Here is a 24,226-nt window from a genome sequence, read left to right as displayed (position 1 = left end):
TTAAGTATTTATTTCTAAATCTCGGATATAATCTTCGTATTCGTAGAAGAAAATTTCAAAAGCTGTCATTTTTTCGTTGAAAAAATCATAAATCTTGGGCCAAGTATTTGGATTATTAATAGAAACACCGTCCATCGTTACCCAAATACGACTGATTAATTTTCCATTTTCCAGGTAGTATTGGCGTTCAAATATCGCATCAGGCAGATGTTCTTCGAGTAGAATCGTTTTAAGCGATTCAACTTTCTCATAATAGATGGTTCTCTTTTCCTCATCTTTGGGTTCAATATCGAGCAATACTTCTGCTTTTTTATTGTCCGCGTAGAATTTAAAAGAAACATCCTTGATTTTCGTATTGTGCAACAACCATTTTCTTGGATATTCAGCGGCGAATTGAATCCAAAATTCTTTTTTTATTCTTTTAGCATCTTCTTTACTATACATGATTGATAAAGTCGTAAATTTAGGTACATGTTAATTTGATAAAGCAAATCTATGACATTTGATTCTTTTTTGCATAAGATCGAACAAATTAAAGGTGCAACCCCAGTGGGTATTGATGCGCATCGATTGATGATCCCCGTAGAAAGGATCCCCTATTTGTATGCAGATGATTTTGTAATGCGCAATCCTAGAGAATCTGCTGTGATGATGTTGTTGTATCCCAAAGGACAAAAAACACATGTACTTCTGATTGAACGGGCAACGTATAAAGGGGTGCATTCTGGTCAAGTTGGGTTTCCAGGTGGAAAGTACGAGCAAGAAGATGTCGATTTACAACATACAGCCTTGCGCGAAACACAAGAAGAAGTGGGAATTGTAGATAAAGACATACAAATTATTCAACCTTATACAAAAATTTATATTCCTCCTAGTAATTTCTACGTGCAACCCTATTTGGGGATTTCTAAAAAAGAGCTGTCTTTTACCCCAGATGCCTTCGAGGTAGCTAATATCATTGAATTGCCTTTGGATATTTTATTGCAAGATCAATTGGTACAAGAGGTTCAAATGAAGACGAGCTATGCTTCTTGGACGCAGGTACCGGCCTTTATTTACAACGACTATACGATTTGGGGAGCCACGGCTATGATGTTGAGTGAGCTCAAAGAAACCTTGAAAAAAGCATTAAAAACAGCAAAGTAAAACGCAATTAGCAAATTTTAACCTATTAAAAGAAGTAAAAGCATTAAATTTGCGGTTCATTAAATCAGGATGAAGGAGTATGGGATTATTTAAGAGAAATCCGTTTGGACATATTTTATGGCTAAAAAAATGGATCATTAGAACGTTTGGATTTTTAACCCATCAACGTTATAGAGGATTTAACGACTTACAAATCGAAGGTTCCGATATTTTACGCCGTTTACCCGATAAAAATGTATTGTTTATATCCAACCATCAAACCTATTTTGCGGATGTGGTAGCGATGTATCACGTGTTTAACGCCAGTTTGAAAGGACGTGATAATTCGATTAAGAATATCATGTATATCTGGAAACCCAAGTTGAATCTCTACTATGTTGCGGCAGCGGAAACAATGAAATCAGGTATTTTACCGCGTATTATGGCTTATGTTGGAGCAGTAAAAGTCGATCGTACTTGGAGAAGTCAAGGCGTAGATATAGAAGAGAAAAAAGAAGTCAACCAAGATCAAGTAGAAAATATCAAAATTGCGTTAGATGACGGTTGGGTGATTACTTTCCCGCAAGGAACAACAAAATCATTTAAACCCATTCGAAAGGGAACGGCACATATCATCAAAAATTACAAACCGATTGTCGTGCCAATTGTTATTGACGGTTTTAGACGATCATTTGACAAAAAAGGGTTGCACCTGAAGAAGAAAGGAATTTTGCAGTCGATGGTGATTAAAGAGCCCTTGCAAATTGATTATGAAAACGATAGCATTGATCAAATTGTAGAACAAATCGAAATGGCGATTGAACAACATCCATCTTTCTTAAAAGTTCTTCCACAAGAATTCGTAGAGGAACAAAAAGAATTAGATGAGAAAAGAACCTATGGGTATTACAATTCATCCAAGAATTTTTAGCATAAAAAAAGGTCATCCCTCGGGATGACCTTTGTGTTTTAATAAGCGTAACTACTATCTGTGCTAGGATACAGCGTAGTACTGTCAATTTTATTTTGGAAAATGGGATTGTCTTCCATTTTGCCTTTTTTAAGTTTACTCGTTAACTCAAAAATAACTTTATTAGTATCTTTTGCTAAACGTTGGATGGTCATCGAGCTCTTTTGAAGGGTGCATACAAAGTAAGAACTCTCATCATAATCGTAATAGCTATAAGTATCTCCCCATGATTTTAGGGCAACAGTTCCCTCTACAAGACGGCCTTCGTCAAAGGTACTTTTGTACTTTGCTTTACCTTTTTCGTAATAGATACACGTACCGTGTAAAGCGTAATCTTTCATACCATATTGATAAATCAATGCTTCGTTTTCATCATAGATGCTTTTTTGCGTCGATCCATCAGCAAGCATTTTTTCTTCTGAAAGTAATAAACCTGTATAAGTACTTACTGTTTTTTCATAAGTAATTAAACCGTTTTCGTAGGTTGTGTATGCATTGCTTTCATATCCATAGGCAATGTTAGTTCCCTGATGTGCATACCCGTCTTTGTATTCTAAGGTAGCGATTACTTCACCTTCCTCATCGTAAAAAGTAGTAGGACCGTTTAATTCTCCATCTTTATACAGTTTAGACGATTGCAAGTAGTTGTCTAGATAGTTTTCTTCTTTTACAATCTGCCCTGCTTTGTAGTAGGTTTTCGTTGCTACATAATCAGCATAGTCACTTTTGAAGGTTTCAACACCTTCTTTTAATCCTTTTTCATAAGAAGAGATTGTAGTGGAATATCCGTCGTAAATGCTAACCGTTCCAGTATAAGGTTTTCCAGCTTTATACGAAGCTTTAGCGATTACATTCCCCTCCATATCATAGAAAACACCCTCTTTGTTGTAGTTGATTTCAGAAGCTAAATACGGATCGATTTCCGTGCTATACGAACCATTTTTATTCGCGTATTCTTTTTTGTAAATCAATTCTCCTTTGCTGTACGTGCTTGTAGATTCAATTACATCATTGTCGAAGAAAGTATATTGGGTTCCTTCTTTTTCGATATTGTCAAAAACACCCGTTACTTTTCCTTTTGCATCAAAGTAAGTGACTTTTAAAATGTTTTCGTCATAATAGTTTTTGCTGAATAACTCTTCTCTGCTTTTTTTCCCTTGTCTTGTATAGTAAATGCGTTTAGGCGTTCCATTCAACGGAGTGAAAACTTCCTCTCTTAAGATGGGTTTGCTGTCATAAGAAGGATAAGCTTCATATGTAGCAGAATAAACACTTTGACCTAATTCGTATTTTATTTTTGAGCCAATTTCATCATTAGTCAACGTAATAAAATCCCCAGTAAAAGGCTCTGTATAGCCATAAGTTCCTTTTTTAGACTGTAACTTACCAATAACAGCACCTTTTTTGTTGTAATAGGTAGATGTTAATTCCGTTGCATCTTCAAAAAGTTCACCTGTAGCGTAAAACGATTTCTTTGCTACTAGAATACCATCCTTATAAGTCGTAACAGAATCGTCATCATAAGCAACTCCGTTTTGAGGGGTATAACCATCTTCATTGTAGATTAACTCTCCTTTTTTGCTTCCATCCGCATGGAAGTATTCAATTTTTTCAAGGTAATAATCCCCTTTATAGAATTTAATCGATTTGGGAACGAAAGCAGTCGGTTGGTCATAGAAAATAGTTTCCTTTACCAAACTTCCTTTTTTGTATTCTGATTGACTTGTTGGAGTATCTGGAGTTTCTGAATATTCATTGTAGAATAAGTAAATCCCCTCTTGATTGGATTCTGATCCATATTCATCTAAATCTGCCTTATACGTACCCAATACTTTTCCTTTATCATCATAGAAAACCGTGGTCGTTTTGGTTGCAGTAGCTGTTGTTTTGTATTTTATTTGTCCCGATTTAAAGTAAAAAACCGACTCTGTATTTACTCCATTCACATAAGTACTAGTAGAACTAGGACGGAAGGTATCATAATCTAAAACAATCGAAGTTCCGTTTTGAACAGCACCTCCTTCATAAGTAGCAGAATAAACAATTTCTCCTTTGGCATTGATGAATTGTTCATCGATGATATTGTTGTCTTCATCAAAGGTGAAAAGGTATTTTTCATCCGCATTATCTTTGTTTACATAGATATAAGACACATAAACCCCCTCGCTAATTACATAGTAGAAATAAGCGTTTTTGTACAATTGCACCATAGTTCCATCATACGGATAACCATTTTCATAGGTTAGGGTGTAGTCTTCTTGTGTAAATGGGTCGGTAGACGTAATTTTTATTGCGTTTCCTTGCTCAAAAAACATATCGAAATTAATCGATCCATCTGCATTGTAATAGGTTACTTTTCCGTCGTATGTAATTGTTTTTTGACTATCAATACTTCCTAAACCTTTAATTTCAATGGCTTTTGTGTCTTTATTGTAGGTTGTAATCTCTTCTAAACCACTCTTTTTTGATGGTTTTGAAAGTCTAAATGAAGAAGCCAACGCTTTTGTCGTTACTTCATCATAAGTATTTACCCACAAAGTATCTTTTGCTGTCTGACTGTAGATAGCAGAAGAAAATAACAAGGCAATAGGTAATAATTTTTTATACATCTTCCTGTGTGTTTTTATTGTACAACAAATGTAGATAAAACCGCAGAAAAACAACATCACTACTTTTAGTGAATGTAGCATATTTCAGTATAAAGCATAAAAAAAGTCTTTGTATCAAATACAAAGACTTTTAGTTTATTTTTTTCAGTTGTAAACAACTAGGCAACTGTTTGTTTTTTCTTGAAGATTAATCGACTATTCATTAAGAAAATAGCACTTAAAATCAGTAGAATACCCAACCATTGAATCAAAACGACTTGTTCTTGTAGCACCATAAAAGCAACGGTAACGGATACGGGTAGTTCAATTGAAGCGACAATACTTCCCAGTCCAACTCCCGTATGTGGGAATCCCATATTTAAGAAAATAGGAGGAAGGATGGTACCAAAAAGAGCTAATAACAATCCCCAAGAGTAGAAAATGCTCCAATCGAAATCGCGAATCCCTACTGTATTGTCTGTAAATAGCTGATAAAATGATAGCATGGTATTGGAATTATTTGGTCCTATTTGTGTAATAAAGCAAAAAATCAATACAATGGTTGTTGCTCCACAAAGCATGAATAAACTGCGTTTTGGCGCAGCAAGGTGATTGGCTACGATATTAGAAGCAAACATGGTTGTTGCAAAAGAACAAGAAGCAAGGAAACCGAAAATTACACCTCTGTAATCCAGCTCAATTTCGTTGGCTAATACATTGGTTGCTAATACGGTTCCAAATAAGATTAGAGCAACAGCGATGATTTTAAGTAAGCTTGGAAATTGTTTGGTTACCACACTTTCGATCACTACGCCAATCCACACCGATTGCATTAATAACACAACGGCAATAGATGCATCAATATAACTCACTGCCATATAGTATAATACAGAAGTGAATCCCATAGAAGTACCCGCTAAAACAAGGTTGCGGATGTCTTTCTTCGTTGCTGTTAATTCATTGGGTTGCTTTTTGCGAATTAGGTTGATGATAAACATACCAATTAGCCCTAGTAATACTTGAGATAAAGTTACCTCGGCTGTCGTATATCCATGCGAATACGCCAATTTTACAAAGGATGCCAACATTCCAAAGCTTGAAGCCCCAATGGCTACTAAAAATACACCTTTTATCAAATTTTGTTCTTTCATTGCTCAAATTTTAACCGCGCAAAGGTAGGTATTATTTTTTTGGAGGTCTAGGACAAATGTCTAAGGAGAGGGAAAGAGAAAAAAGTGCGTAAATGTAGTTTTTGTTCTTCTGTTTTTTATCAAATTTTAGTTTGAAATGGTTAATTTAGTTGGTTTAATCCGTATTGATTTATGTTAATCAAAGTTAGATTAGGCGTTGACTATATCATACAAGTAGAAAAAGGAAAACCGTTTCAAGGCTTGTATCAAATTTTGAGTTATATAAGTACAGTTAATCGAGAATAAAGATAGATTTAAGTTCATTTAAAATGATAACATTTAAAAATAACAATTGGCAACCAACAACCGTAGCTTTTATTCAATCTCTTGTCTGGTCCCAAAAAGACGCAACCATTACGTTTTTGTGTCAAGAAAGAGAAGAAAAGGAATGGCCCAATAGACAAGAGGCATTTGTTGCGGTTGAAGTACAATTTAAAAATTGTACACAGTTCAAATTGAATTTCGAAGGTGATACCTTGCAACCGGCTTTTGGGTTTGATATCCTTGATGTTTCAGCTAATGGCTTGGAGTACATCCATTTCCAAATTGAGGATTATGAAAATGACTGCATTGGTTTTTACTGTGAAACAATCGAAATTCTATCAAAAGTGAGTGTAAAGCTTTAAAAGATTCATAAAATTAATAAGGTTGTTTAAAAAGCCTAGAAAACTAAAACCCCGTCCAATTTTGGACGGGGTTTTTAATGAAGTATACTTAAAAATAGTTGGTATCAACTACTTACAGTTTTTCAAAATTTCGTTTCACGAAAGCTGTAAGTTCTTCTCCTTTCAACAACCCTTGCGATAATTTCGCTAAATCTAAGGCTTGACTGAAAGCAGTTGTACGCTCTGCTTCATTGGTGTTGTTTAAGATTTTAGAGGCAAATTCAGAGTTGGTGTTCACCACTAAATTATACATCTCTGGGAAATTACCCATACCGAACATTCCACCACCTCCTGACTGACTCATCTCTTTCATACGACGCATGAATTCCGGTTGAGTCAAGATTAGTGGAGCATCTTGGCTGTCCATTGATTCTAGTTTTACCGTGTATTTTTCTTTTGGTACCACTTGTTCAATGAACGATTGCAATGTCGTTTGCTCTTCTTCTGATAACTTAGAAATTGCGTTTTCCTCTTTCTTAATTAAGTTATTGATGTGATCCGCATCTACGCGAGCAAATGTCATTTTTTCATTCTCGCTCTCTAATTTCTGAATCAAGTGTGACACAATAGGAGAATCAAGAACAATTACTTGGTATCCTTTTTCTTTTGCCGCACTGATATAGCTGTGTTGCGCATCTTTATTTGACGTGTATAAAACAACAAGGTTTCCGTCTTTGTCGGTTTGTAAATCCTTTGTTGCTTCTTTTAATTCCTCTATGGTGTAATAGGTATTGTCTGTTGTTGGGTATAGCATAAAAGCACCAGCTTTCTCTGCAAATTTTTCTTCAGACAACATACCGTATTCCAACACTACTTTAATGTCGTTCCACTTGCTTTCAAAATCAGCGCGATTCTCGTTGAATAAAGATTTTAATTTATCCGCTACTTTACGCGTGATGTAGTTTGAGATTTTCTTTACGTTACCATCCGCTTGTAAGTAAGAACGAGATACGTTTAATGGAATATCTGGCGAATCAATCACCCCTTTCAACATCGTTAAGAAGTCAGGAACAATTCCTTCTACGTTATCTGTTACGAATACTTGGTTTTGGTACAATTGAATTTTGTCCTTTTGCATTTGCATATCCGCACTCAATTTAGGGAAGTATAAGATTCCCGTTAAATTAAATGGATAGTCAACATTCAAGTGAATGTGAAACAAAGGTTCTTCAAATTGCATCGGGTACAACTCGCGGTAGAAGTTTTTGTAGTCTTCATCCGTTAAGTCTGCCGGTTGCTTGGTCCAAGCTGGAGTAGGGTTGTTGATGATGGTATCCACTTCTACTTTATCCTCGCCTTCGCCTTCTTCATGGGTTCCAAATTTGATGGGCACCGGCATGAATTTATTGTATTTCGTTAAAAGTTCGCGGATTTTATACTCCTCTAAGAAGTCTAGCGAATCTTCTGCAATGTGCAAAATGATTTCTGTTCCTCTTTCTTGTTTGTCCGCTTCTTCTAAGGTATACTCCGGACTACCATCACAAGTCCAATGAGCAGCAGCTGCGTCTTTGAACGATTTGGTGATGATTTCTACTTTGTCAGCTACCATAAAAGCAGAGTAGAATCCCAATCCAAAATGACCAATGATTCCCGTGTCTTTGGCGCTGTCTTTGTATTTCTCTAAGAATTCTTCCGCACCAGAGAAGGCAACCTGATTGATGTATTTCTCAACTTCTTCCTTGGTCATACCAATTCCTTGATCGATAATGTGAAGTTTTTTGTTGTCTTTGTCGATTTTAACCTCAATAATAGGATTGCCATATTCTACATTCGCCTCACCAATGCTCGTTAGGTGTTTTAACTTCAATGTAGCATCAGTTGCATTTGAAACTAATTCTCTTAAGAATATCTCGTGATCACTATATAAAAACTTTTTAATCAGAGGAAAGATATTCTCTACAGTAACATTAATTTTTCCAGATGTCATATTTATTTTGGTATTATTATTTTTAATAAATTTATGTACAACAAAATAGACAAAAAAGATACCAAGCTGAAGAGAGATGTCAATTTGTCATTTGATTCTTTTTTGGGCAGTAAAATCCGTTAATACCTAGAAAGTTTGTATTATTGTAAAAAATAGGAGAATTATTATGAAAAAGTTAGTTTTATTAAGTTTTGTAGGCTTAGCCTTGGCCTCATGTAAACCGACGATGGATAGACAGTCGCAATACGGAATCAAAGGAGATTGGACACTTACTTCTGTTTCTCATATCGGAGGGGAGTTTGTAAAAGTAACTTCTTTTAATATTGCTGATGCTCATTGTTTTAAAGGAAGTCAATGGAAATTTGTTTCAAACAATAACACGGGAGTGGTAAGTTTAATGGGCGGAAGTTCATGTCCTATGTTTGAAAGTAATTTCAAGTGGTTTGTTAATCCGAATGGCGAATTTGAATTCAAATTTGTAGATGCAGGATTAAAAGCAAAAAATGTAACCACAGGGTATAAGATGAAGGTTAAAAATCAAACAGCTACTAGTTTTGATTTGATTGATTATTTTTACGCAGACGGACAAGGATATGATGTAACATATCACTTTGTTAAGAATTAAGAATCAACAAGAAGGAAATATTATGAAAAAAACAACTACGACCCTATTAGCAGGAGCTATGTTAGTAGGTTCTCTATCGCTGACAAGCTGTGACTCTGTCAAAAATGCGAATAATACACAAAAAGGAGCGACAATTGGAGCTGCCGGAGGAGCTATCATCGGAGGAATATTAGGAAATAATATTGGAAAAGGTGGAAATAGTGCTTTAGGAGCGGTATTAGGAGGAGTTATTGGTGGTGCTGCTGGTGGTGTTATTGGAAACAATATGGACAAGCAAGCGCGTCAAATTGAACAAACAGTTCCTGGTGCTCAAGTAGAACGCGTAGGAGAGGGAATCAAATTGACTTTAGGTGAGAGCTCTGTAAACTTTAACCTGAACCAAGCTACTTTGACCGATAAAGCAAAACAAAACTTGGATAAACTAATCGTTGTATTTAAAGAAAATCCAAATACAAATATTAGTATTTTCGGATATACAGATAATACAGGAAGAGAAGAATACAACTTGAAATTATCTAGACAACGCGCAAATGCAGTGAAAACGTATTTGATGCAAAATGGAGTTTCAAATAAGCGTTTAGCTACTGAAGGAATGGGAATTGCTGATCCAATTGCAAGTAATGATACTGAAGCAGGAAGAGCAAAAAACCGCCGTGTAGAATTTGCAATTAAAGCAAACGAACAGATGATTATCGATGCACAAAACGAAGCTGCAACGATGTAATCAATATTAAAAATATAAAAGGGAGCCTTTTGGCTCCCTTTTTTTAGTTGCAATCTGTGCAGTGTAAATTAAAATCATCTCTCATCTCATACCAATGTGTACCTGGTTTGATACTGGATTGAAGACCATGAAATAAATAAGGTTTTACCTTGTCATTCAGCTGAACCTTCTTTCCTATAGGTAAATATAACGTAAAAGTAGGATCAAGCTTTAATTGCGCTTCGGTAATTACCACAGTAAAGGCTGTATCCTCTTCTTTGGTTTGTATTACATTTTTGTATTGATGTCCTGTATTACCTAGTTTACCGTAAATCTCCTCTTGATAAGAAGGGACAATTTCTATTTTATTGATGAAATCGGTTGTGTTTTGGACAGTATCCTCTAATGCTAAAACGGCATCTTTACTCGTCGTAAACAGAAAGGCATCATCAACTGTGCTGTCTTTGTCATCAGAAGAATAGGTTACATTATATCGGTATTCCTTTTTGATGAAATTACTCGCTTCTCCATTAATCATCATGACAGATAATCCAATTAAACTACCAATCCACAAAACGAATATGGTAATAGCGGTAATCCATATGTACTTCATATTGGTGTATAGTAATTTTAATCCCAACAGCAACATGATGATGAAAGGTAAGAACGTAATTAAACTGATACAAGTATGAAGAATCCATCTTGGAATCGTAGGGTCTATAAATTCACTTGGAATGTCAAACTCGTTAATCATGAAGTTGGTGTTGACAATAATCATCAAGTTGACAAAAAAGCTAACCAACATTCCAATGACAGACACAATAATGAAACCAATACCTAAAATATAACGAATGACTTTCGTCCCTTGGTTGGTCGCTCTTTGTGTTTGTGCTTTGAACTTATCATAGTCAATAGAATTAATCTTACTTGTTGTATAATCAACTCCTTCTCTAATTTTTCGTTCAATGGTTTCGATGTTGACAGGCTCGCCCATCATATCCAATTTCTCACTGGTTGTTTTCGCACTGGGAATGATAATCCACAGAACAAAATACAAGAGGATGCCCGTTCCATAGAAGAAAACCAAAAAGATGAAAATTAAACGCACCCAAATCGTATCAATTTTGAAATAATGTGCCAAACCTGCCAAAACCCCACCTAAAATGCGATTGTCCGTATCTCGAAACAACTTCTTTTCTCTATAGTACGTTTGTTCCGTGTGCTGATACGTCGCTTCATCATCAATTGAATAATCCTCTGGACGTCCCATAATTTGAATCACTTCATCCACATCGTCTGAAGTAATTACTTGTTTTGTTGCCGTTATTTTAGAGTTGAATATTTCTGCAATACGCAATTCAATATCCTGAACTACTTCATCTTGTTCTTCAATGGCAATCGATCTGCGAATCGCCTTGATGTATTGATCCAAGCGCTGGAAGGCCTGCTCTTCAATGTGAAAAACTAAACCACCGATATTTATTGTTAATGTCTTATTCATTGTCTTGATTTTTTGTGGTTATTTCTTGAACAGCATGGGCTAATTCCTCCCATGTTTCTGTTAGTTCGTTTAAAAACAATTCACCTTTTTCAGTTAATTTATAGTACTTTCTCGGAGGGCCTGCGTTGGACTCTTCCCATCTATAGGTTAACAAATCCCCATTTTTGAGTCTTGTTAGTAAAGGGTATACGGTTCCTTCTACCACTAAAAGTTTTACTTTTTTCAATTCCTCTAGTATTTCAGAGGTATAATAATCGCGTTCTTTTAGAATGGATAGAATACAGAACTCTAAGATACCCTTGCGCATTTGAGCTTTTGTATTTTCACTATTCATAGGTTCAATGATTTATCTTATGCAAAGATATAGCTAAAAGCATGTACTATGTATTACAAAGTACTGATTATTAACTTTAATTTAACAATTTTGTTTTTGGGAAGTATGAATTTTTTATTTGTTAATTTGTTTGTTTACAATGTGTTATGTGTGTTTTTTGGGTTTGTTTTTAGCATGGGAAAAGGAATGATCTGATCGAAGTTAGAAAGAGAAAGTAGAGGGGTATATTTTAGTTGATGCTTCAATCAACGGTATAATTTTGTATATTTAGGGGAATTAAAATAGACATACTATGGAATTTTCAGTTTCATCGATTAATAAGTTTTTATTTTTTAAGTTGCCTTCTGCTTATTGGACAGGCGTACGATTAAGAAGTATTTCGGATACAACCGCTATTACAACGGTCCGCCATAAATGGGTGAATCAAAATCCATTTCGCTCCATGTATTTTGCAGTACAGGCTATGGCTGCGGAGTTATCTACAGGGGCTTTGGTCATGAAAAAAATTCAGGAAAGCGGTGCGCCCATTTCCATGTTAGTGGCACAAAATAATTCAGTTTTTGTCAAAAAAGCGACAGGTAAAATCTCCTTTACTTGTGTGGATGGTTATCCGTTGGATGAAGCCATGCGAAAAGCAATTGAAACAAAGGAAGGGGTTACGATTTGGATGAAATCAGTAGGTGTAGATGAAAAAGGAGATGAGGTTTCTGTATTTAATTTTGAATGGACGCTTAAAGTTCGAGTAAAGAAATAAGAGTAAATAAAAGTATATGAGGGTTTTAGTTACAGGAGCAACAGGATTGGTCGGTAAGGAGTTGTTGAAACAATTGCTAGAAAATGGAGATGAGGTTGTGTTCTTGACTACAACCCAAGACAAATTAAATGCTTTAAAGGGATGCCAAGGTTTTTATTGGAATCCAAAAAATCGCGAGATTGACGTCAATTGTTTAACCGGAGTAGAGACGATTATTCACTTAGCTGGGAGTTCCATTAATGGTTCCTGGTCAAAAATGGGGAAACAAGAGATTGTCAGTAGTAGAGTAGAAGCTTCTCAAACTTTATATCAACTGTTAAGGGAGCAGAAGCATCAAGTAAAGCAAATCATTTGTGCTTCGGCAGTGGGTATATACGATACTGTAGATGCTATTCAAACCGAAGAAAATTACACCCCTGCCACTAATTTTTTAGGACAAGTTGTCCAACAATGGGAAGGGGAAAATCGATGTTTTGAACAGTTGGGTATTCCCGTTGCCTTTTTGCGCATCGGTTTAGTGTTATCTCGCCAAGGAGGTGCTTTGCCACATATTGAACAGATGGCCAACTATTATCTAGCCTCTCCATTAGGTAGGGGAACTCAGTATTATTCTTGGATTCACTTATCTGATTTGATAAGTATTTTTATTTTCGTCATGAATCACCGTTTACAAGGCGCATTTAATGCAGTTGCACCCCATCCAGAAACCAATAAACAGTTTACAAAATACCTGAGCCAAGCAGTGGGGAAAAACATGATTTTACCTGCTGTTCCTACTTTCGTTTTACGCTTAGTTTTAGGGGAAAAAGCGATGCTTGTTACAGAAGGGCAACGCATTAGTTGTAGTAAATTACTCGCTCTGAATTTTCAGTTTCAATTTCCAACCTTATCAGAAGCTTTTACTGATTTGTATAAAAGTTGATGGATTGAAAGAGGAGAGATACCTCACAAAGCACAAATCGTAGCGTAGCGTAGATTCATCGAATACGAAAATAAAATATTAACCAATGAGATAAACCTCACGAAGCACAAATCGTAGCGTAGCGTAGATTCATCGAATACGAAAATAAAATATTAACCAATGAGATAAACTTCACAAAGCACAACTTGGCAAAAAAATCTGCCATTATGACACAAATACACAGTTGGCAAAGGATTTGATTAAAAGATAGCAACATAAATTGTAAGCTATCAGTATGGAAAATAAAGATATAAATAAGGAAGAAGTGGATTTAAACACAGAAAATACGCAAGAAACTGAAACTGCGGCAGTAGGTTCAGAGTCTGTGGAAGATACGTTGAATGCTAAAATTGCAGAGGAAAAAGACAAGTATTTGCGTTTATTTGCTGAGTTTGAAAACTACAAACGCCGTACTTCTAAAGAGCGTTTAGAATTGTTTAAAACGGCAAATGAGGAAGTTATGTCAGCCATGCTACCAATTTTAGATGACTTCAACCGAGCTTTATCAGAATTGGAAAAGCAAGGAGAGAGTGATCATTTAACGGGAGTGCGTTTAATTTCAACGAAATTAATAGACACTTTGGCGGCTAAAGGATTAGAAGAGGTAGTAATTCAGAGCGGAGATGTGTTCAATGCGGATTTATCAGAGGCTATTACGCAAATTCCAGCAGGTGATGAACTAAAAGGAAAAGTAGTTGATGTAGTAGAAAAAGGATATAAATTGGGAGATAAGATTATTCGTTTTCCAAAAGTTGTTATTGGTCAATAAGCTTGTATTGAGATCAATTTATTAATAGAAACTCAGAATCCAAATGAAGAAAGATTATTACGAAATATTAGGTATTGATAAAGGAGCAGATGCTGCTGCCATTAAGAAGGCATACCGCAAAAAAGCAATTGAATTCCATCCAGATAAGAATCCAGGGGATAAAGAAGCAGAAGAAAAATTCAAAGAAGCTGCTGAGGCGTATGAAGTATTGAGTGACGCAGACAAAAAAGCGCGTTACGATCAATATGGACATGCCGCATTTGAAGGTGGCGGTGGATTTGGCGGAGGTCATATGAATATGGATGATATCTTCAGTCAGTTTGGAGATATTTTCGGCAGTGCTTTCGGCGGAGGTGGATTTGGCGGCTTCGGCGGTTTCGGCGGAGGTGGAGGCCAACGCAGAGCGAAGGGAACGAGTTTGCGAATTAAAGTGAAACTTACTTTAGAAGATATTGCCAATGGCGTTGAAAAGAAAGTAAAAGTAAAACGCAAGATAAAAGCAGCTGGCGTTACCTATAAAACTTGTGCTACTTGTAATGGGACAGGACAAGTGACAAAGATTGCCAATACGGTATTTGGTCGTATGCAAACGGCTTCTCCTTGTCATACATGTCAAGGAACAGGACAAATGATCGATCAAAAACCAACGGGATCGGATGCAGAAGGAATGATTCTACAAGAAGAAACCGTATCAATCAAAATTCCCGCAGGTGTAGCAGAAGGCATGCAATTGAAAGTTGCAGGTAAAGGAAATGAGGCACCAGGAAACAACAGTGTACCGGGTGATTTATTAGTTGTCGTAGAAGAATTAGAACACGATACGTTAAAAAGAGAGGGAGACAACCTACATTATGACCTTTATATTAGCTTTTCTGAAGCTGCCTTAGGAGGAAATAAAGAAATTTATACCGTAACAGGAAATGTGCGTATCAAATTAGAAGAGGGAATTCAATCGGGTAAAATTCTCCGTTTGAGAGGAAAAGGTTTACCGCACTTAAATAGTTATGGCAGTGGTGATTTACTTGTTCATATTAATGTATGGACACCTAAGAAACTGACAAAAGAACAAAAAGAATTTTTCGAAAAAATGGAAGAAGATACCAACTTCAAACCATCTCCAGGTAAAGGAGATAAATCTTTTTTCGAAAAAGTCAAAGAAATGTTTTCATAATTAGAAAAGAAGTCATACATTTGATGCACACTTATTAAACAGTGGATTTTCTTTTTCATAGCAATTTTTCCCAACCTTATAGTAATATAAGGTTGGGTTTTTTTATACCTATTTGTCATCAAAATATACCTTGTACTTCGCAAGTTGAAATAAATGATTTATTTTTACGAGAAATATAAAAGATCGATTGATGCAACCTATCTTAGAAGTTAAGAATGTAGAAAAAAGATATTCTGATAAAATAGCTTTAAATAATGTTTCTCTTACCGTACCGAAAGGATCTATTTACGGTTTATTAGGCCCTAATGGGGCAGGAAAAACATCCCTCATCCGAATTATAAATCAAATCACTTATCCTGATCAAGGGCAAATTATTTTGGATGGTCAGGCTTTAAGTCCTCATCATATTAAAGATATCGGTTATATGCCTGAAGAAAGAGGGCTGTATAAAACCATGAAAGTGGGAGAACAGGCGCTTTATTTAGCTCAACTCAAAGGATTGAGTAAGGCCGAAGCCAAAGAACAATTGGACTATTGGTTCGATAAGTTAGATATCAAAGGATGGTGGGACAAAAAAATCCAAGAACTATCAAAAGGGATGGCACAGAAAATCCAGTTTGTAGTTACGGTTTTACACAAACCTAAATTGTTGATTTTTGATGAACCTTTTTCTGGATTCGATCCCGTAAATGCCAATATCATCAAAGATGAAATACTAGAGCTCAAAGAAAAAGGAGCAACAATTATCTTTTCTACTCACCGCATGGAAAGCGTAGAGGAAATGTGTGACTATATTGCTTTAATCCACAAATCAAATAAACTAATTGAAGGAAGATTAGTCGATGTGAAAAGAGATTTTCGCACGAATCTATATCAAGTAGGAATCCTATCTAGTGATGTACACCGATTAATGTTTGAATTGTCTCAAAAATTTACCGTTCAGCCTACGTCATTCAAATCTTTAAATGACGAGTTGCAATTAGAAATTGACCTTGGACAAGCCATGCCCAATGAATTGTTGCATATTTTAGCCAACAATGGACAAGTAACTCATTTCGTCGAAAAACTACCAACGGCAAATGATATTTTTATTCAAACTGTAAGTAAATAATTATGAGTGTTTTAAAACTAATTATAAAAAGAGAGTTTATTGCCAAGGCGCGTAATAAAGCATTTATTGTTATGACTTTCTTAGCCCCTCTCTTTTTTGTAGCAATTGCAGTGCTTATCGGTTATTTAAGTACAATGAAGTCAACGACGAAAGTCATTGCTATTCACGATGAGAGTGGAATCTTTAGTGGAGATTTTGAAAGTTCAGAAGAATATAAATACCAGAATCTATCCGCAGTGCCAATCGCTATTTTAAAAGATAGTGTCTTGGCTGAGAAATACGATGGCTTGTTGTATATACCCAAACAAGAACAAATCACGGATTACGAAAAGTCCGTTTACTATATTTCAAATGAAAGCCCAGGCATTGCTTTTATCAGTAAGATTGAATCAATTATAGAAAATAAAGTTTCTAGTTTGAATTTGGTAGCAAGGGGAATTGATCCGCAAATTATCAAGGAAAATCAAGCAGAAGTAAACTTACATTTAGAAAAAGCCTCGGGTGAACAAACTGTAAAGGGATTGAATGAAATTAAAATATTCATTGGATCTTTATTTGGTTACTGTATCATGATGTTTATTATTATCTACGGAAATATGGTGATGCGCTCTGTAATTGAAGAAAAAACAAATCGTATTATTGAGGTAATTATTTCTTCTGTTAAACCATTCCAATTGATGATGGGAAAAATTATTGGTACCTCGATGGCAGGTTTGTTGCAATTTCTAATTTGGGGAGTTGTAGGTGGTATTTTAATGTTGGTAGCAACATCTGTTTTCGGATTGAATGCAGGGGCTGCGAATTTAGAAGCGGCTCAAATGGCTACGACTATGGATACCAGTGTCATGAGTAATATACAGAATTACATCTCTGAAATCATGAGTTTACCCTTGTTGACGTGGTTTGTTTACTTTATCATTTTCTTTATTGGTGGGTATTTTCTATACAGCTCTTTGTATGCTGCTATTGGAGCGGCAGTGGATAATGAAACCGATACACAGCAATTCTTATTTCCTGTGATGTTGCCCTTGATGTTAGGGGTTTACATTGGTTTCTTTACCGTGATTAAAGACCCTCACGGAACGGTTGCTACTGTATTCTCTATGATTCCATTTACTTCACCTATTGTGATGTTGATGCGTATTCCTTTTGGAGTTCCCATTTGGCAAGTAATCGTGTCTATTGTCTTGTTATTTGCTACCTTTATCTTAACAGTATGGTTAGCAGCAAAAATTTATCGAATAGGTATATTGATGTACGGAAAACGCCCTTCATGGAAAGAATTATATAAGTGGTTAAAATATTAATCTCGTGCTAAATTATAAAGATAATGGGTAAAGAATCTAAGATATTAATTGTAGAGGATGAGGCTGCTATTCGCCGCGTTTTGGCTCGTATACTAGAAGATGAATCTCCTTCCTATAAAGTAGATACGGCAGAAGATGGAGAAGAAGGATTGAAAAAGATTGCCCAAGAAGATTATGACTTGGTTATCTCTGATATCAAAATGCCTAAAATGAGTGGGGATGAGTTGTTGGTTGAAGCCAAAAAAATAAAACCAGAAACAGTTTTCGTGATGATCTCAGGACATGGTGATTTGGAAACGGCAATCAACACAATGAAATTAGGAGCCTTTGATTATATTTCAAAACCACCCGATTTAAATCGCTTATTGACTACTGTCCGCAATGCATTAGACAAGAGTCAGCTCGTAGTTGAGAACACGATTTTAAAGAAAAAAGTATCTAAAAAATACGAGATTATAGGGAAAAACGAATCTATTGAGCAAATTAAAGCAATGATAGAAAAGGTAGCTCCTACAGAGGCTCGTGTATTAATTACCGGACCGAATGGAACAGGAAAAGAATTAGTTGCTCACCAAATTCACGCTCAAAGTTCGAGATCCGTAAAGCCGTTGATTGAAGTAAACTGTGCAGCTATTCCAGCAGAACTAATCGAAAGTGAGTTGTTTGGTCACGTGAAAGGAGCTTTTACTTCAGCGGTTAAAGATCGTCCAGGAAAGTTTGAACTTGCCGATAAAGGAACCATCTTTTTAGATGAAATTGGAGATATGAGTCTATCTGCTCAGGCCAAAGTATTACGAGCTTTACAAGAAAACGTAATTACACGCGTTGGAGCAGAGAAAGATCAAAAAATAGACGTTCGCGTATTGGCTGCTACCAATAAAGATTTGCGCAAAGAAATTGAAGAAGGACGCTTCAGAGAAGATTTATATCATCGATTGGCTGTTATATTAATTAAGGTACCTGCTTTGAATGACCGTCGAGATGATATACCTTTGCTGTTGGAACACTTTGTCAAACAAATTGCTGCAGAACAAGGAACGGCGCCTAAGAAATTTACAGCTGAGGCAGTCGCCTTATTGCAACAATACGATTGGAGTGGAAATATCCGAGAGCTGCGCAATGTCATTGAGCGCTTAATTATCTTAGGAGGAAATGAAGTAACACTAGAAGATGTAAAGCTATTTGCTACAAAATAATATGAAGTTAAAAAAAATACACCCGGTTCTACAAAATAACTTGAGTCAATTGGGATTTGAAGAACCAACTATACTACAAAAATCAACGTTTGGTCGCATTAAAAGTGGACAGGATTTTGTTTTACTTGCACCCAAAGAAGAAGGAAAAACGACAGCGCTAATTATCGCTGCATTACAACGTGTAGAAGCACCCGTTGATGATATGATTTCTACTCGTGTTTTAATCGTTGTAAAAGACAAATTTGAAGTGGAACGCTTAGTAGAAGAGTTCGATCGAATTGGAGATAAGATGAATATCCGCGTATATGGAGTTCACGATTATACAGATTTAGATGATGATAAAAATCAAATGTCTTTGGGAAATGATATTCTAATCGGAACAGCAGAACGTCTAAACTTAATGTTTAGCGGGGCAGGATTTGATGTGAATCAATTGAAGATGTATATGATTGACGATGTGGATCAACAATTGAGAAACAGACACGAACCGCGTTTGTATCGCTTGTCTGAAAGTATTGGAAAAACACAACGCGTTTATTTCGCTACAGATTATATTGAGCAAATGGATATGTTCATTGACAAAACCATGACAGAAGACGCAGAATGGCTTGATTTTTACGAAGAAGACGAAGAAAATTAAAATTAGTTAACGGCTAACACGATGTAAGTGAAAGTACGGATATATACAGAGGAAGGCTGAAAGGTCTTCCTTTTTTTGTGGAGTTGCTGGTTGTAAGGTGATGAGGTGATGAATTTCTGCTTCGCTCTGATTTCTTCTCTCTTCTCTCTTCTCTCTTCTCTCTCAGTTCTCTTACCATAAAAAATAAATAGCAAACATCGTTACAGCATAAACGATAGCCAACACAATTAAGGGAGCTTTTCGCCTTTGTATCGCTTGAGGAAATCGGTGTTTATAAATGAAATAATCTCGACAAAAGCGCAGGAAAATAATTAAAAAAGCAACACCAAAACAAAGGTGTAACATACCCGTAATCGTTTGTAGGGAAACGAGGTTTGTTCCTAGAGGGCTAGCTGTAAGTAGGGATAACAACATCATGATTTCAATTTTAATCTCCTATTGAATAGATAAAAATATTTATTTTTTCCCAATCAATCACGATGATACTAAAAAAAGGATGTTAATGAAGTAAAAAATTAATTGATTTTTTGCTTGTTTCGACTCACAAAAAAATAAAAGAGACTGCCTAAAAGAGGGAAAAACAAGATTAGAAAGGCATAAAGAAGTTTCTGACTGGTACTTTCTTTTGATTGACTTACTTTATACAAATTGTAAATCGTAAAGAGAAAAAGGGCGATTAGCAGTACTTGCCAGAATAGTATACTCATCTTTGCTGTAATTTTTTTTAGTGTATGTATAATAAGGGCAAACATAAACTAATCTAAGCAGAAATGAGAAATTAGATGAATAAAAAATAGAAGGGAGAAAGGCTATTTTTTTTCTTTCTAATTAGAATAATCTTTACATCTTTGTGAGACAAACTAAATCGTTCAATTTTATACTCACTTTTAGAAAAACATGGAGTTATTAGATTTTATCTTTCACATTGACCAATACTTACATATGCTTATTGCAGATTATGGAGCTTGGATCTACGCTATTTTATTCTTGATTATTTTTGTAGAGACAGGATTGGTTATTATGCCTTTTTTACCTGGAGATTCTTTGCTTTTTGCAACGGGAATGCTCGTGGCTCAATCGTCAGAATTAGACATTACTGTGGCCATTATACTCTTGTTGATTGCCGCTATTTCCGGAGATTCTTTAAATTATTATATCGGTCGAAAAGTAGGCATGCGCATGACGAATATTCGCTTATTTGGCAAGCAGGTCATTAAAGAAGAACACCTCGATAAAACCCATGCTTTTTATGAGAAATATGGAGAGCGCACCATTGTTATCGCTCGATTCATTCCTATTGTACGTACGTTAGCACCTTTTGTTGCAGGAGTAGGGAGTATGCGGTATCGTATTTTCATGACCTATAATGTGATTGGCGGTATTATTTGGGTCGTTGGTTTAACTTTGGCTGGTTACTTTTTAGGGAATCTACCTATTGTAAAGGATAACTTTTCTAAAATTGCCTTGTTAATTATTTTTGTGTCGATCTTACCCATTATTTTTGAGTTTATCAAAGCAAAAATGAAAAAAAATAAGTAGAGAAGTAGGCTCTGTTTTTAAATTCGGTATCTTTAAACAAAAACAAAATGAAAATTGGTGGTGATACAGTAGAACTAAGTAAACAATATCGCGTTTATTTTGGAGTAATCATGGGGGTAAGTTATGCGCTTGTTCACTGTCTTTTTCGACTTTTGAGTAAAGAGCCAATTGATCCCATTCAAGTTGTCTTTCAAGTTGCTTTTTTTGCTTTATTTTGGTATTTTGTTTTCTTTCGATTGAAGCTAAAAATACGGGAAAAATCGATAGTTGATGTTATGGGGCATCAAGAGGTTTCTTTTTATGGAGTAGCGCATCAAATAGTAAAAACATCAGGGATTATGGGTGTTTTGTATGCAAGAGAAAAACAACTGATTTTTACACCTGAAACAACAAATTTTGTAGAAAGTCCGTTGACAATAGATTTTGAAAACATTGTACAAGTGGAAGTTTACAAATCGATGTGGTTAGTTGAGTTTGGAATTCTTATTCGTACGAAAGAAAATAGAACGTTTAAATTTCGAGTAAATGAACCGCAAATTTGGGTAGCAGCCATTCAAAATAAAATTATATGAACACTATAGCTTTTAAGAGGATAACCTTGTGAAAGTGAATACTATTATTTATGAGTATATTAAAAAATATTTTTGCTAAAAAAGAAAAACCAATTCACACCATTGAAGAGTTTTGGCAATGGTTTCAGGAAAATGAACAAACGTTTCATAAAGTGGTTCAAGACCGCGATGCGATCGAAGAAAAGTTTTTCGATCGCTTAGCACCTAAATTACAAGAAGTAAGAGAAGGGGTTTATTTTCTATCAGGGATGATGGACAATAATACGGCAGAGTTAATCTTTACCCCAGATGGTATTGTGAAAAATGTTGCTTTTATCGAAGATTTAGTGCAAGCGGCTCCACAATTACCTCATTGGAAGTTTACTGCATTAAAACCCGCTGTAGATATTAATCGCTTTAATATCCGAATGAATAATTATGAATTCTCCAAAGAGAAAATTAATTTCTATGCAATAGAGCATCCAGCTTACCCAGATGAAGTTGACTTAGTTATCGTTTACGATGATTTTGTAGAAAGCGATCGTCCAGTAATTACCAATGGAATCTATGTGTTTTTGGATAATTTATTAGGTGAATTAAATGCAATCACTTCGATTGATAGTCTAAAAGTAGTAGGACTAGAGCAAGCAGAAGCAGAGCTAATTCCGATTTTAAAACTTAAAGATTATCTTGTATGGCGTGAGAAGGAGTTTATTGAGAAATATGAAGGAACGCGTTATAATACAGAAAATGATGATTATATTGGATTAGAAGCAAAGCTTGATAATGGAATGCCTTTAATCGCTATGATTAATCGCACGCTTTTAGATTGGGATGCCAAAGCTTCACATCCTTGGATTGTCCGCGTAGAAATTGCGTTTAAAGCCAATGAAAATGGATTCCCAGACGAACATACATATCAGTTATTGAATGCGTTTGAAGACGAGCTTATTGAGATTTTACCTGATGCACAAGGGTATTTAAATATCGGTAGAGAAACAGTGGATGGAAATAGAGATATTTTCTTCGCGTGTAAAGATTTTAGAGAACCTGCTCAAGTTGTGGATCAAATAAAGAAAAAATACAGCGACAATTTTAGCGTTTCTTACGCTATTTATAAGGATAAATATTGGCAATCTTTTGAACGGTATAAAGGATAAAAAAAAGCGCTATTCAATTTTGGATAGCGCTTTTTGTATTTAGCTTGTTTGATGCCAATGATAAGTTCCATCTAGCCAATAAAGTAACCCACTTCCGCAACTTTCAGGGATGCTTAAATGCAAACTTTCATAGGGAAGTGCAGTTTTTTCGTCTTCAGGAACATCCTCTTCAGCACGCAGATCACCATTTTCGTCCGTTACTTCATAAATGATGGTATTTTTTTCTGCTACCGCTACATCTTGTGCCCAAATTAAATCTTCCATATCTTCAGGTAGGGCACGATGCGTAGAACCTACAAGAGGACCAATGATGTCAAAAGCACCATTTCCTCTTTTAACTGTAATTCCATATAAACCATCTGATGTCGATTTTACAATTTCAATACGGTCCGCTTTATTGTCTCCGTCAATATCTAAGGTGATGGTATTGGTTTTGTGATCAGGGGATAAGATAAAATCAGGTTTTTTTTCTTCTGGCGTATTTACTCTTTCTGTTATCGGTGTAGCAATGGCTTGTTCTTCTTTTTTCTTTTGACAATTTGTAAAAGTCAAGACGCTTGCAAATACAGCTAAGGCGATTTGTTTATTCATAAAATAGCAATGTAGTATTATTCAATTTCAAAGGGATAGTGCTCTGCCAATAGAGGGTGAATTTGATTTAATGCATGGATAAAAGCCAGGTTGGTTTGCTTCATGTTATAATTTCCATCATACCATTCGTCCAATTGTTGGGTTAAGAAAGCCAGCTGTAGCCACTGTTGAAAATCAATAGTTAAAGGATGTAAACTCATGGGGTGGTCATCGTGATCTCCAAAGAATACTCGACCTTTTTCATCCATTAACCAACGATCACCCTGTCCATTACCTGCGAATATCCAATGGGTCGGGTCATCAGCGTTTTTGTTTTCTGATGTCGCTTCAACTGAGCCATATAAAATAGCTTCAGAGGATATTGTTAAGGTCGGAATAGAAGGAACTAAATCCTGATATAACGAGGGAAATGGAAAAGAAATAGAATTAGAGAAGTTTTGTTTCATCTTTTTCTCTTGTTCTAGTATGGTTTGTATTTCATTTGCAGTTAATACGTTGAAGCTAATTATAGAGGCAGGTTTATTCAAAACTTTTGCCTCATCCCAACAAGAAACGCAAACCAATTTGTGCTGACAATCGATAAACCATTGTTCTCGATCTGCTTCGGTTCGGGTGAGATTCCAAGCTTCTTCACAGGTATTACACCAGGCATCCGGTCTTCCTGTATCACCTGTATCATATTCAAAGAAACCCAGGGGATTTCGATGGTGTAAACTATGGGCTAAATGTGTACACAGCAAGGCCATCGCTTGTTTGCCATGTGTTATGCATTCGATATATTTTTCTTGCATGTGTGTTTAATTAATAGACTAGATTCTTATTTTTATCGTCAATTACCTAAAATAAGA

26 protein-coding genes are annotated in these 24,226 nt (G+C 35.6%); 16 read left to right on the top strand and 10 right to left on the bottom strand.

The annotated features are described in order from the left end of the window. A complete protein-coding gene (locus HX004_RS09275; RefSeq protein ID WP_286442217.1) occupies positions 1–444 on the bottom strand; it encodes a DUF4268 domain-containing protein in 444 nt (147 codons plus the stop codon). A gap of 51 nt (positions 445–495) precedes the next feature. Between HX004_RS09275 and HX004_RS09270 the strand changes: the two genes are divergently transcribed. After that, positions 496–1,146 carry an NUDIX hydrolase gene (locus HX004_RS09270; RefSeq protein WP_286442216.1) on the top strand — a complete coding sequence of 217 codons (651 nt, stop codon included), beginning with the start codon at positions 496–498 and terminating at the stop codon, positions 1,144–1,146. A 79-nt stretch (positions 1,147–1,225) separates the two neighbouring features. Continuing rightward, positions 1,226–2,056 carry a lysophospholipid acyltransferase family protein gene (locus HX004_RS09265; protein WP_286442215.1) on the top strand — a complete coding sequence of 277 codons (831 nt, stop codon included), beginning with the start codon at positions 1,226–1,228 and terminating at the stop codon, positions 2,054–2,056. Positions 2,057–2,094: 38 nt separating this feature from the next. Here HX004_RS09265 and HX004_RS09260 read toward each other — a convergent pair whose 3' ends face one another. Both HX004_RS09260 and HX004_RS09255 read right to left on the bottom strand, forming a co-directional pair. Further along, entirely contained in the window at positions 2,095–4,704 is a 2,610-nt protein-coding gene (locus tag HX004_RS09260) for a toxin-antitoxin system YwqK family antitoxin (protein WP_286442214.1), read from the bottom strand. A 158-nt stretch (positions 4,705–4,862) separates the two neighbouring features. Further along, on the bottom strand, positions 4,863–5,834 hold the full coding sequence (locus tag HX004_RS09255) for an EamA family transporter (protein ID WP_286442213.1): 972 nt from the start codon (positions 5,832–5,834) through the stop codon (positions 4,863–4,865). Between the two features lie 308 nt (positions 5,835–6,142). On the opposite strand from HX004_RS09255, the gene HX004_RS09250 reads away from it, so the two are divergent. Then, positions 6,143–6,499, top strand: a complete 357-nt coding sequence (locus HX004_RS09250; RefSeq protein ID WP_286442212.1) for a hypothetical protein — start codon at positions 6,143–6,145, stop codon at positions 6,497–6,499. Positions 6,500–6,611: 112 nt separating this feature from the next. Here HX004_RS09250 and htpG read toward each other — a convergent pair whose 3' ends face one another. After that, positions 6,612–8,465: a molecular chaperone HtpG gene (htpG, locus tag HX004_RS09245; RefSeq protein WP_286442211.1), complete on the bottom strand. Its 1,854-nt coding sequence runs from the start codon at positions 8,463–8,465 to the stop codon at positions 6,612–6,614. Between the two features lie 166 nt (positions 8,466–8,631). Between htpG and HX004_RS09240 the strand changes: the two genes are divergently transcribed. Both HX004_RS09240 and HX004_RS09235 read left to right on the top strand, forming a co-directional pair. Beyond that, entirely contained in the window at positions 8,632–9,090 is a 459-nt protein-coding gene (locus HX004_RS09240) for a lipocalin family protein (protein ID WP_286442210.1), read from the top strand. Between the two features lie 22 nt (positions 9,091–9,112). After that, positions 9,113–9,814, top strand: a complete 702-nt coding sequence (locus HX004_RS09235; RefSeq protein WP_286442209.1) for a YiaD family glycine zipper/OmpA-like lipoprotein — start codon at positions 9,113–9,115, stop codon at positions 9,812–9,814. Between the two features lie 43 nt (positions 9,815–9,857). On the opposite strand, the gene HX004_RS09230 is transcribed toward HX004_RS09235, so the two are convergent. Both HX004_RS09230 and HX004_RS09225 read right to left on the bottom strand, forming a co-directional pair. Next, on the bottom strand, positions 9,858–11,294 hold the full coding sequence (locus tag HX004_RS09230; protein ID WP_286442208.1) for a PspC domain-containing protein: 1,437 nt from the start codon (positions 11,292–11,294) through the stop codon (positions 9,858–9,860). Beyond that, positions 11,287–11,628 (bottom strand): PadR family transcriptional regulator, encoded by a 342-nt coding sequence (locus tag HX004_RS09225; RefSeq protein ID WP_286442207.1) that lies wholly within the window; start codon positions 11,626–11,628, stop codon positions 11,287–11,289. Before HX004_RS09225 ends, HX004_RS09230 begins: the two co-directional genes overlap by 8 nt. Before the next feature lie 292 nt (positions 11,629–11,920). On the opposite strand from HX004_RS09225, the gene HX004_RS09220 reads away from it, so the two are divergent. From HX004_RS09220 to HX004_RS09185, 8 genes are all read left to right on the top strand, one after another. After that, positions 11,921–12,382, top strand: coding sequence for a DUF4442 domain-containing protein (locus tag HX004_RS09220; RefSeq protein ID WP_286442206.1), 462 nt, complete (start codon positions 11,921–11,923; stop codon positions 12,380–12,382). A 16-nt stretch (positions 12,383–12,398) separates the two neighbouring features. Further along, positions 12,399–13,304, top strand: a complete 906-nt coding sequence (locus HX004_RS09215; protein ID WP_286442205.1) for a TIGR01777 family oxidoreductase — start codon at positions 12,399–12,401, stop codon at positions 13,302–13,304. A 274-nt stretch (positions 13,305–13,578) separates the two neighbouring features. Beyond that, positions 13,579–14,112: a nucleotide exchange factor GrpE gene (locus HX004_RS09210; protein WP_286442204.1), complete on the top strand. Its 534-nt coding sequence runs from the start codon at positions 13,579–13,581 to the stop codon at positions 14,110–14,112. Between the two features lie 43 nt (positions 14,113–14,155). Continuing rightward, on the top strand, positions 14,156–15,283 hold the full coding sequence (gene dnaJ, locus HX004_RS09205; protein WP_286442203.1) for a molecular chaperone DnaJ: 1,128 nt from the start codon (positions 14,156–14,158) through the stop codon (positions 15,281–15,283). Positions 15,284–15,473: 190 nt separating this feature from the next. Continuing rightward, positions 15,474–16,394, top strand: coding sequence for an ABC transporter ATP-binding protein (locus HX004_RS09200; protein ID WP_286442202.1), 921 nt, complete (start codon positions 15,474–15,476; stop codon positions 16,392–16,394). Positions 16,395–16,396: 2 nt separating this feature from the next. Further along, positions 16,397–17,701: an ABC transporter permease gene (locus HX004_RS09195; protein WP_286442201.1), complete on the top strand. Its 1,305-nt coding sequence runs from the start codon at positions 16,397–16,399 to the stop codon at positions 17,699–17,701. Positions 17,702–17,724: 23 nt separating this feature from the next. After that, positions 17,725–18,897: a sigma-54-dependent transcriptional regulator gene (locus HX004_RS09190; protein ID WP_286442200.1), complete on the top strand. Its 1,173-nt coding sequence runs from the start codon at positions 17,725–17,727 to the stop codon at positions 18,895–18,897. Position 18,898: 1 nt separating this feature from the next. Further along, positions 18,899–19,537 (top strand): DEAD/DEAH box helicase, encoded by a 639-nt coding sequence (locus HX004_RS09185; RefSeq protein ID WP_286442199.1) that lies wholly within the window; start codon positions 18,899–18,901, stop codon positions 19,535–19,537. Positions 19,538–19,708: 171 nt separating this feature from the next. Here the strand turns inward: HX004_RS09185 and HX004_RS09180 are convergent, their stop codons facing one another. Together HX004_RS09180 and HX004_RS17725 are read right to left on the bottom strand one after the other, a co-directional pair. After that, positions 19,709–19,954, bottom strand: a complete 246-nt coding sequence (locus tag HX004_RS09180; protein WP_286442198.1) for a hypothetical protein — start codon at positions 19,952–19,954, stop codon at positions 19,709–19,711. Positions 19,955–20,052: 98 nt separating this feature from the next. After that, positions 20,053–20,244, bottom strand: coding sequence for a PLDc N-terminal domain-containing protein (locus HX004_RS17725; protein ID WP_353620010.1), 192 nt, complete (start codon positions 20,242–20,244; stop codon positions 20,053–20,055). Positions 20,245–20,434: 190 nt separating this feature from the next. On the opposite strand from HX004_RS17725, the gene HX004_RS09175 reads away from it, so the two are divergent. The 3 genes from HX004_RS09175 to HX004_RS09165 are packed head-to-tail and all read left to right on the top strand — an operon-like array spanning position 20,435 to position 22,787. After that, a complete protein-coding gene (locus HX004_RS09175) occupies positions 20,435–21,076 on the top strand; it encodes a DedA family protein (protein ID WP_286442197.1) in 642 nt (213 codons plus the stop codon). A 47-nt stretch (positions 21,077–21,123) separates the two neighbouring features. After that, the gene (locus HX004_RS09170) at positions 21,124–21,648 is read left to right on the top strand and encodes a hypothetical protein (protein WP_286442196.1); all 525 of its coding nucleotides are present in this window, start codon (positions 21,124–21,126) and stop codon (positions 21,646–21,648) included. Between the two features lie 50 nt (positions 21,649–21,698). Continuing rightward, the gene (locus tag HX004_RS09165) at positions 21,699–22,787 is read left to right on the top strand and encodes a DUF695 domain-containing protein (protein WP_286442195.1); all 1,089 of its coding nucleotides are present in this window, start codon (positions 21,699–21,701) and stop codon (positions 22,785–22,787) included. A gap of 39 nt (positions 22,788–22,826) precedes the next feature. On the opposite strand, the gene HX004_RS09160 is transcribed toward HX004_RS09165, so the two are convergent. Together HX004_RS09160 and HX004_RS09155 are read right to left on the bottom strand one after the other, a co-directional pair. Further along, positions 22,827–23,378 (bottom strand): hypothetical protein, encoded by a 552-nt coding sequence (locus HX004_RS09160; RefSeq protein ID WP_286442194.1) that lies wholly within the window; start codon positions 23,376–23,378, stop codon positions 22,827–22,829. Positions 23,379–23,395: 17 nt separating this feature from the next. Beyond that, complete coding sequence (locus HX004_RS09155) at positions 23,396–24,169, bottom strand: hypothetical protein (protein ID WP_286442193.1); 774 nt, start codon at positions 24,167–24,169, stop codon at positions 23,396–23,398. Positions 24,170–24,226: the final 57 nt, after the last annotated feature.

It is taken from the genome of Myroides sp. 1354 (assembly GCF_030324495.1).
Taxonomy (GTDB): Bacteria; Bacteroidota; Bacteroidia; order Flavobacteriales; family Flavobacteriaceae; genus Flavobacterium.
Note: the sequence above shows the minus strand (reverse complement) of the source record. Positions and strands in the feature narration are given on the sequence as shown.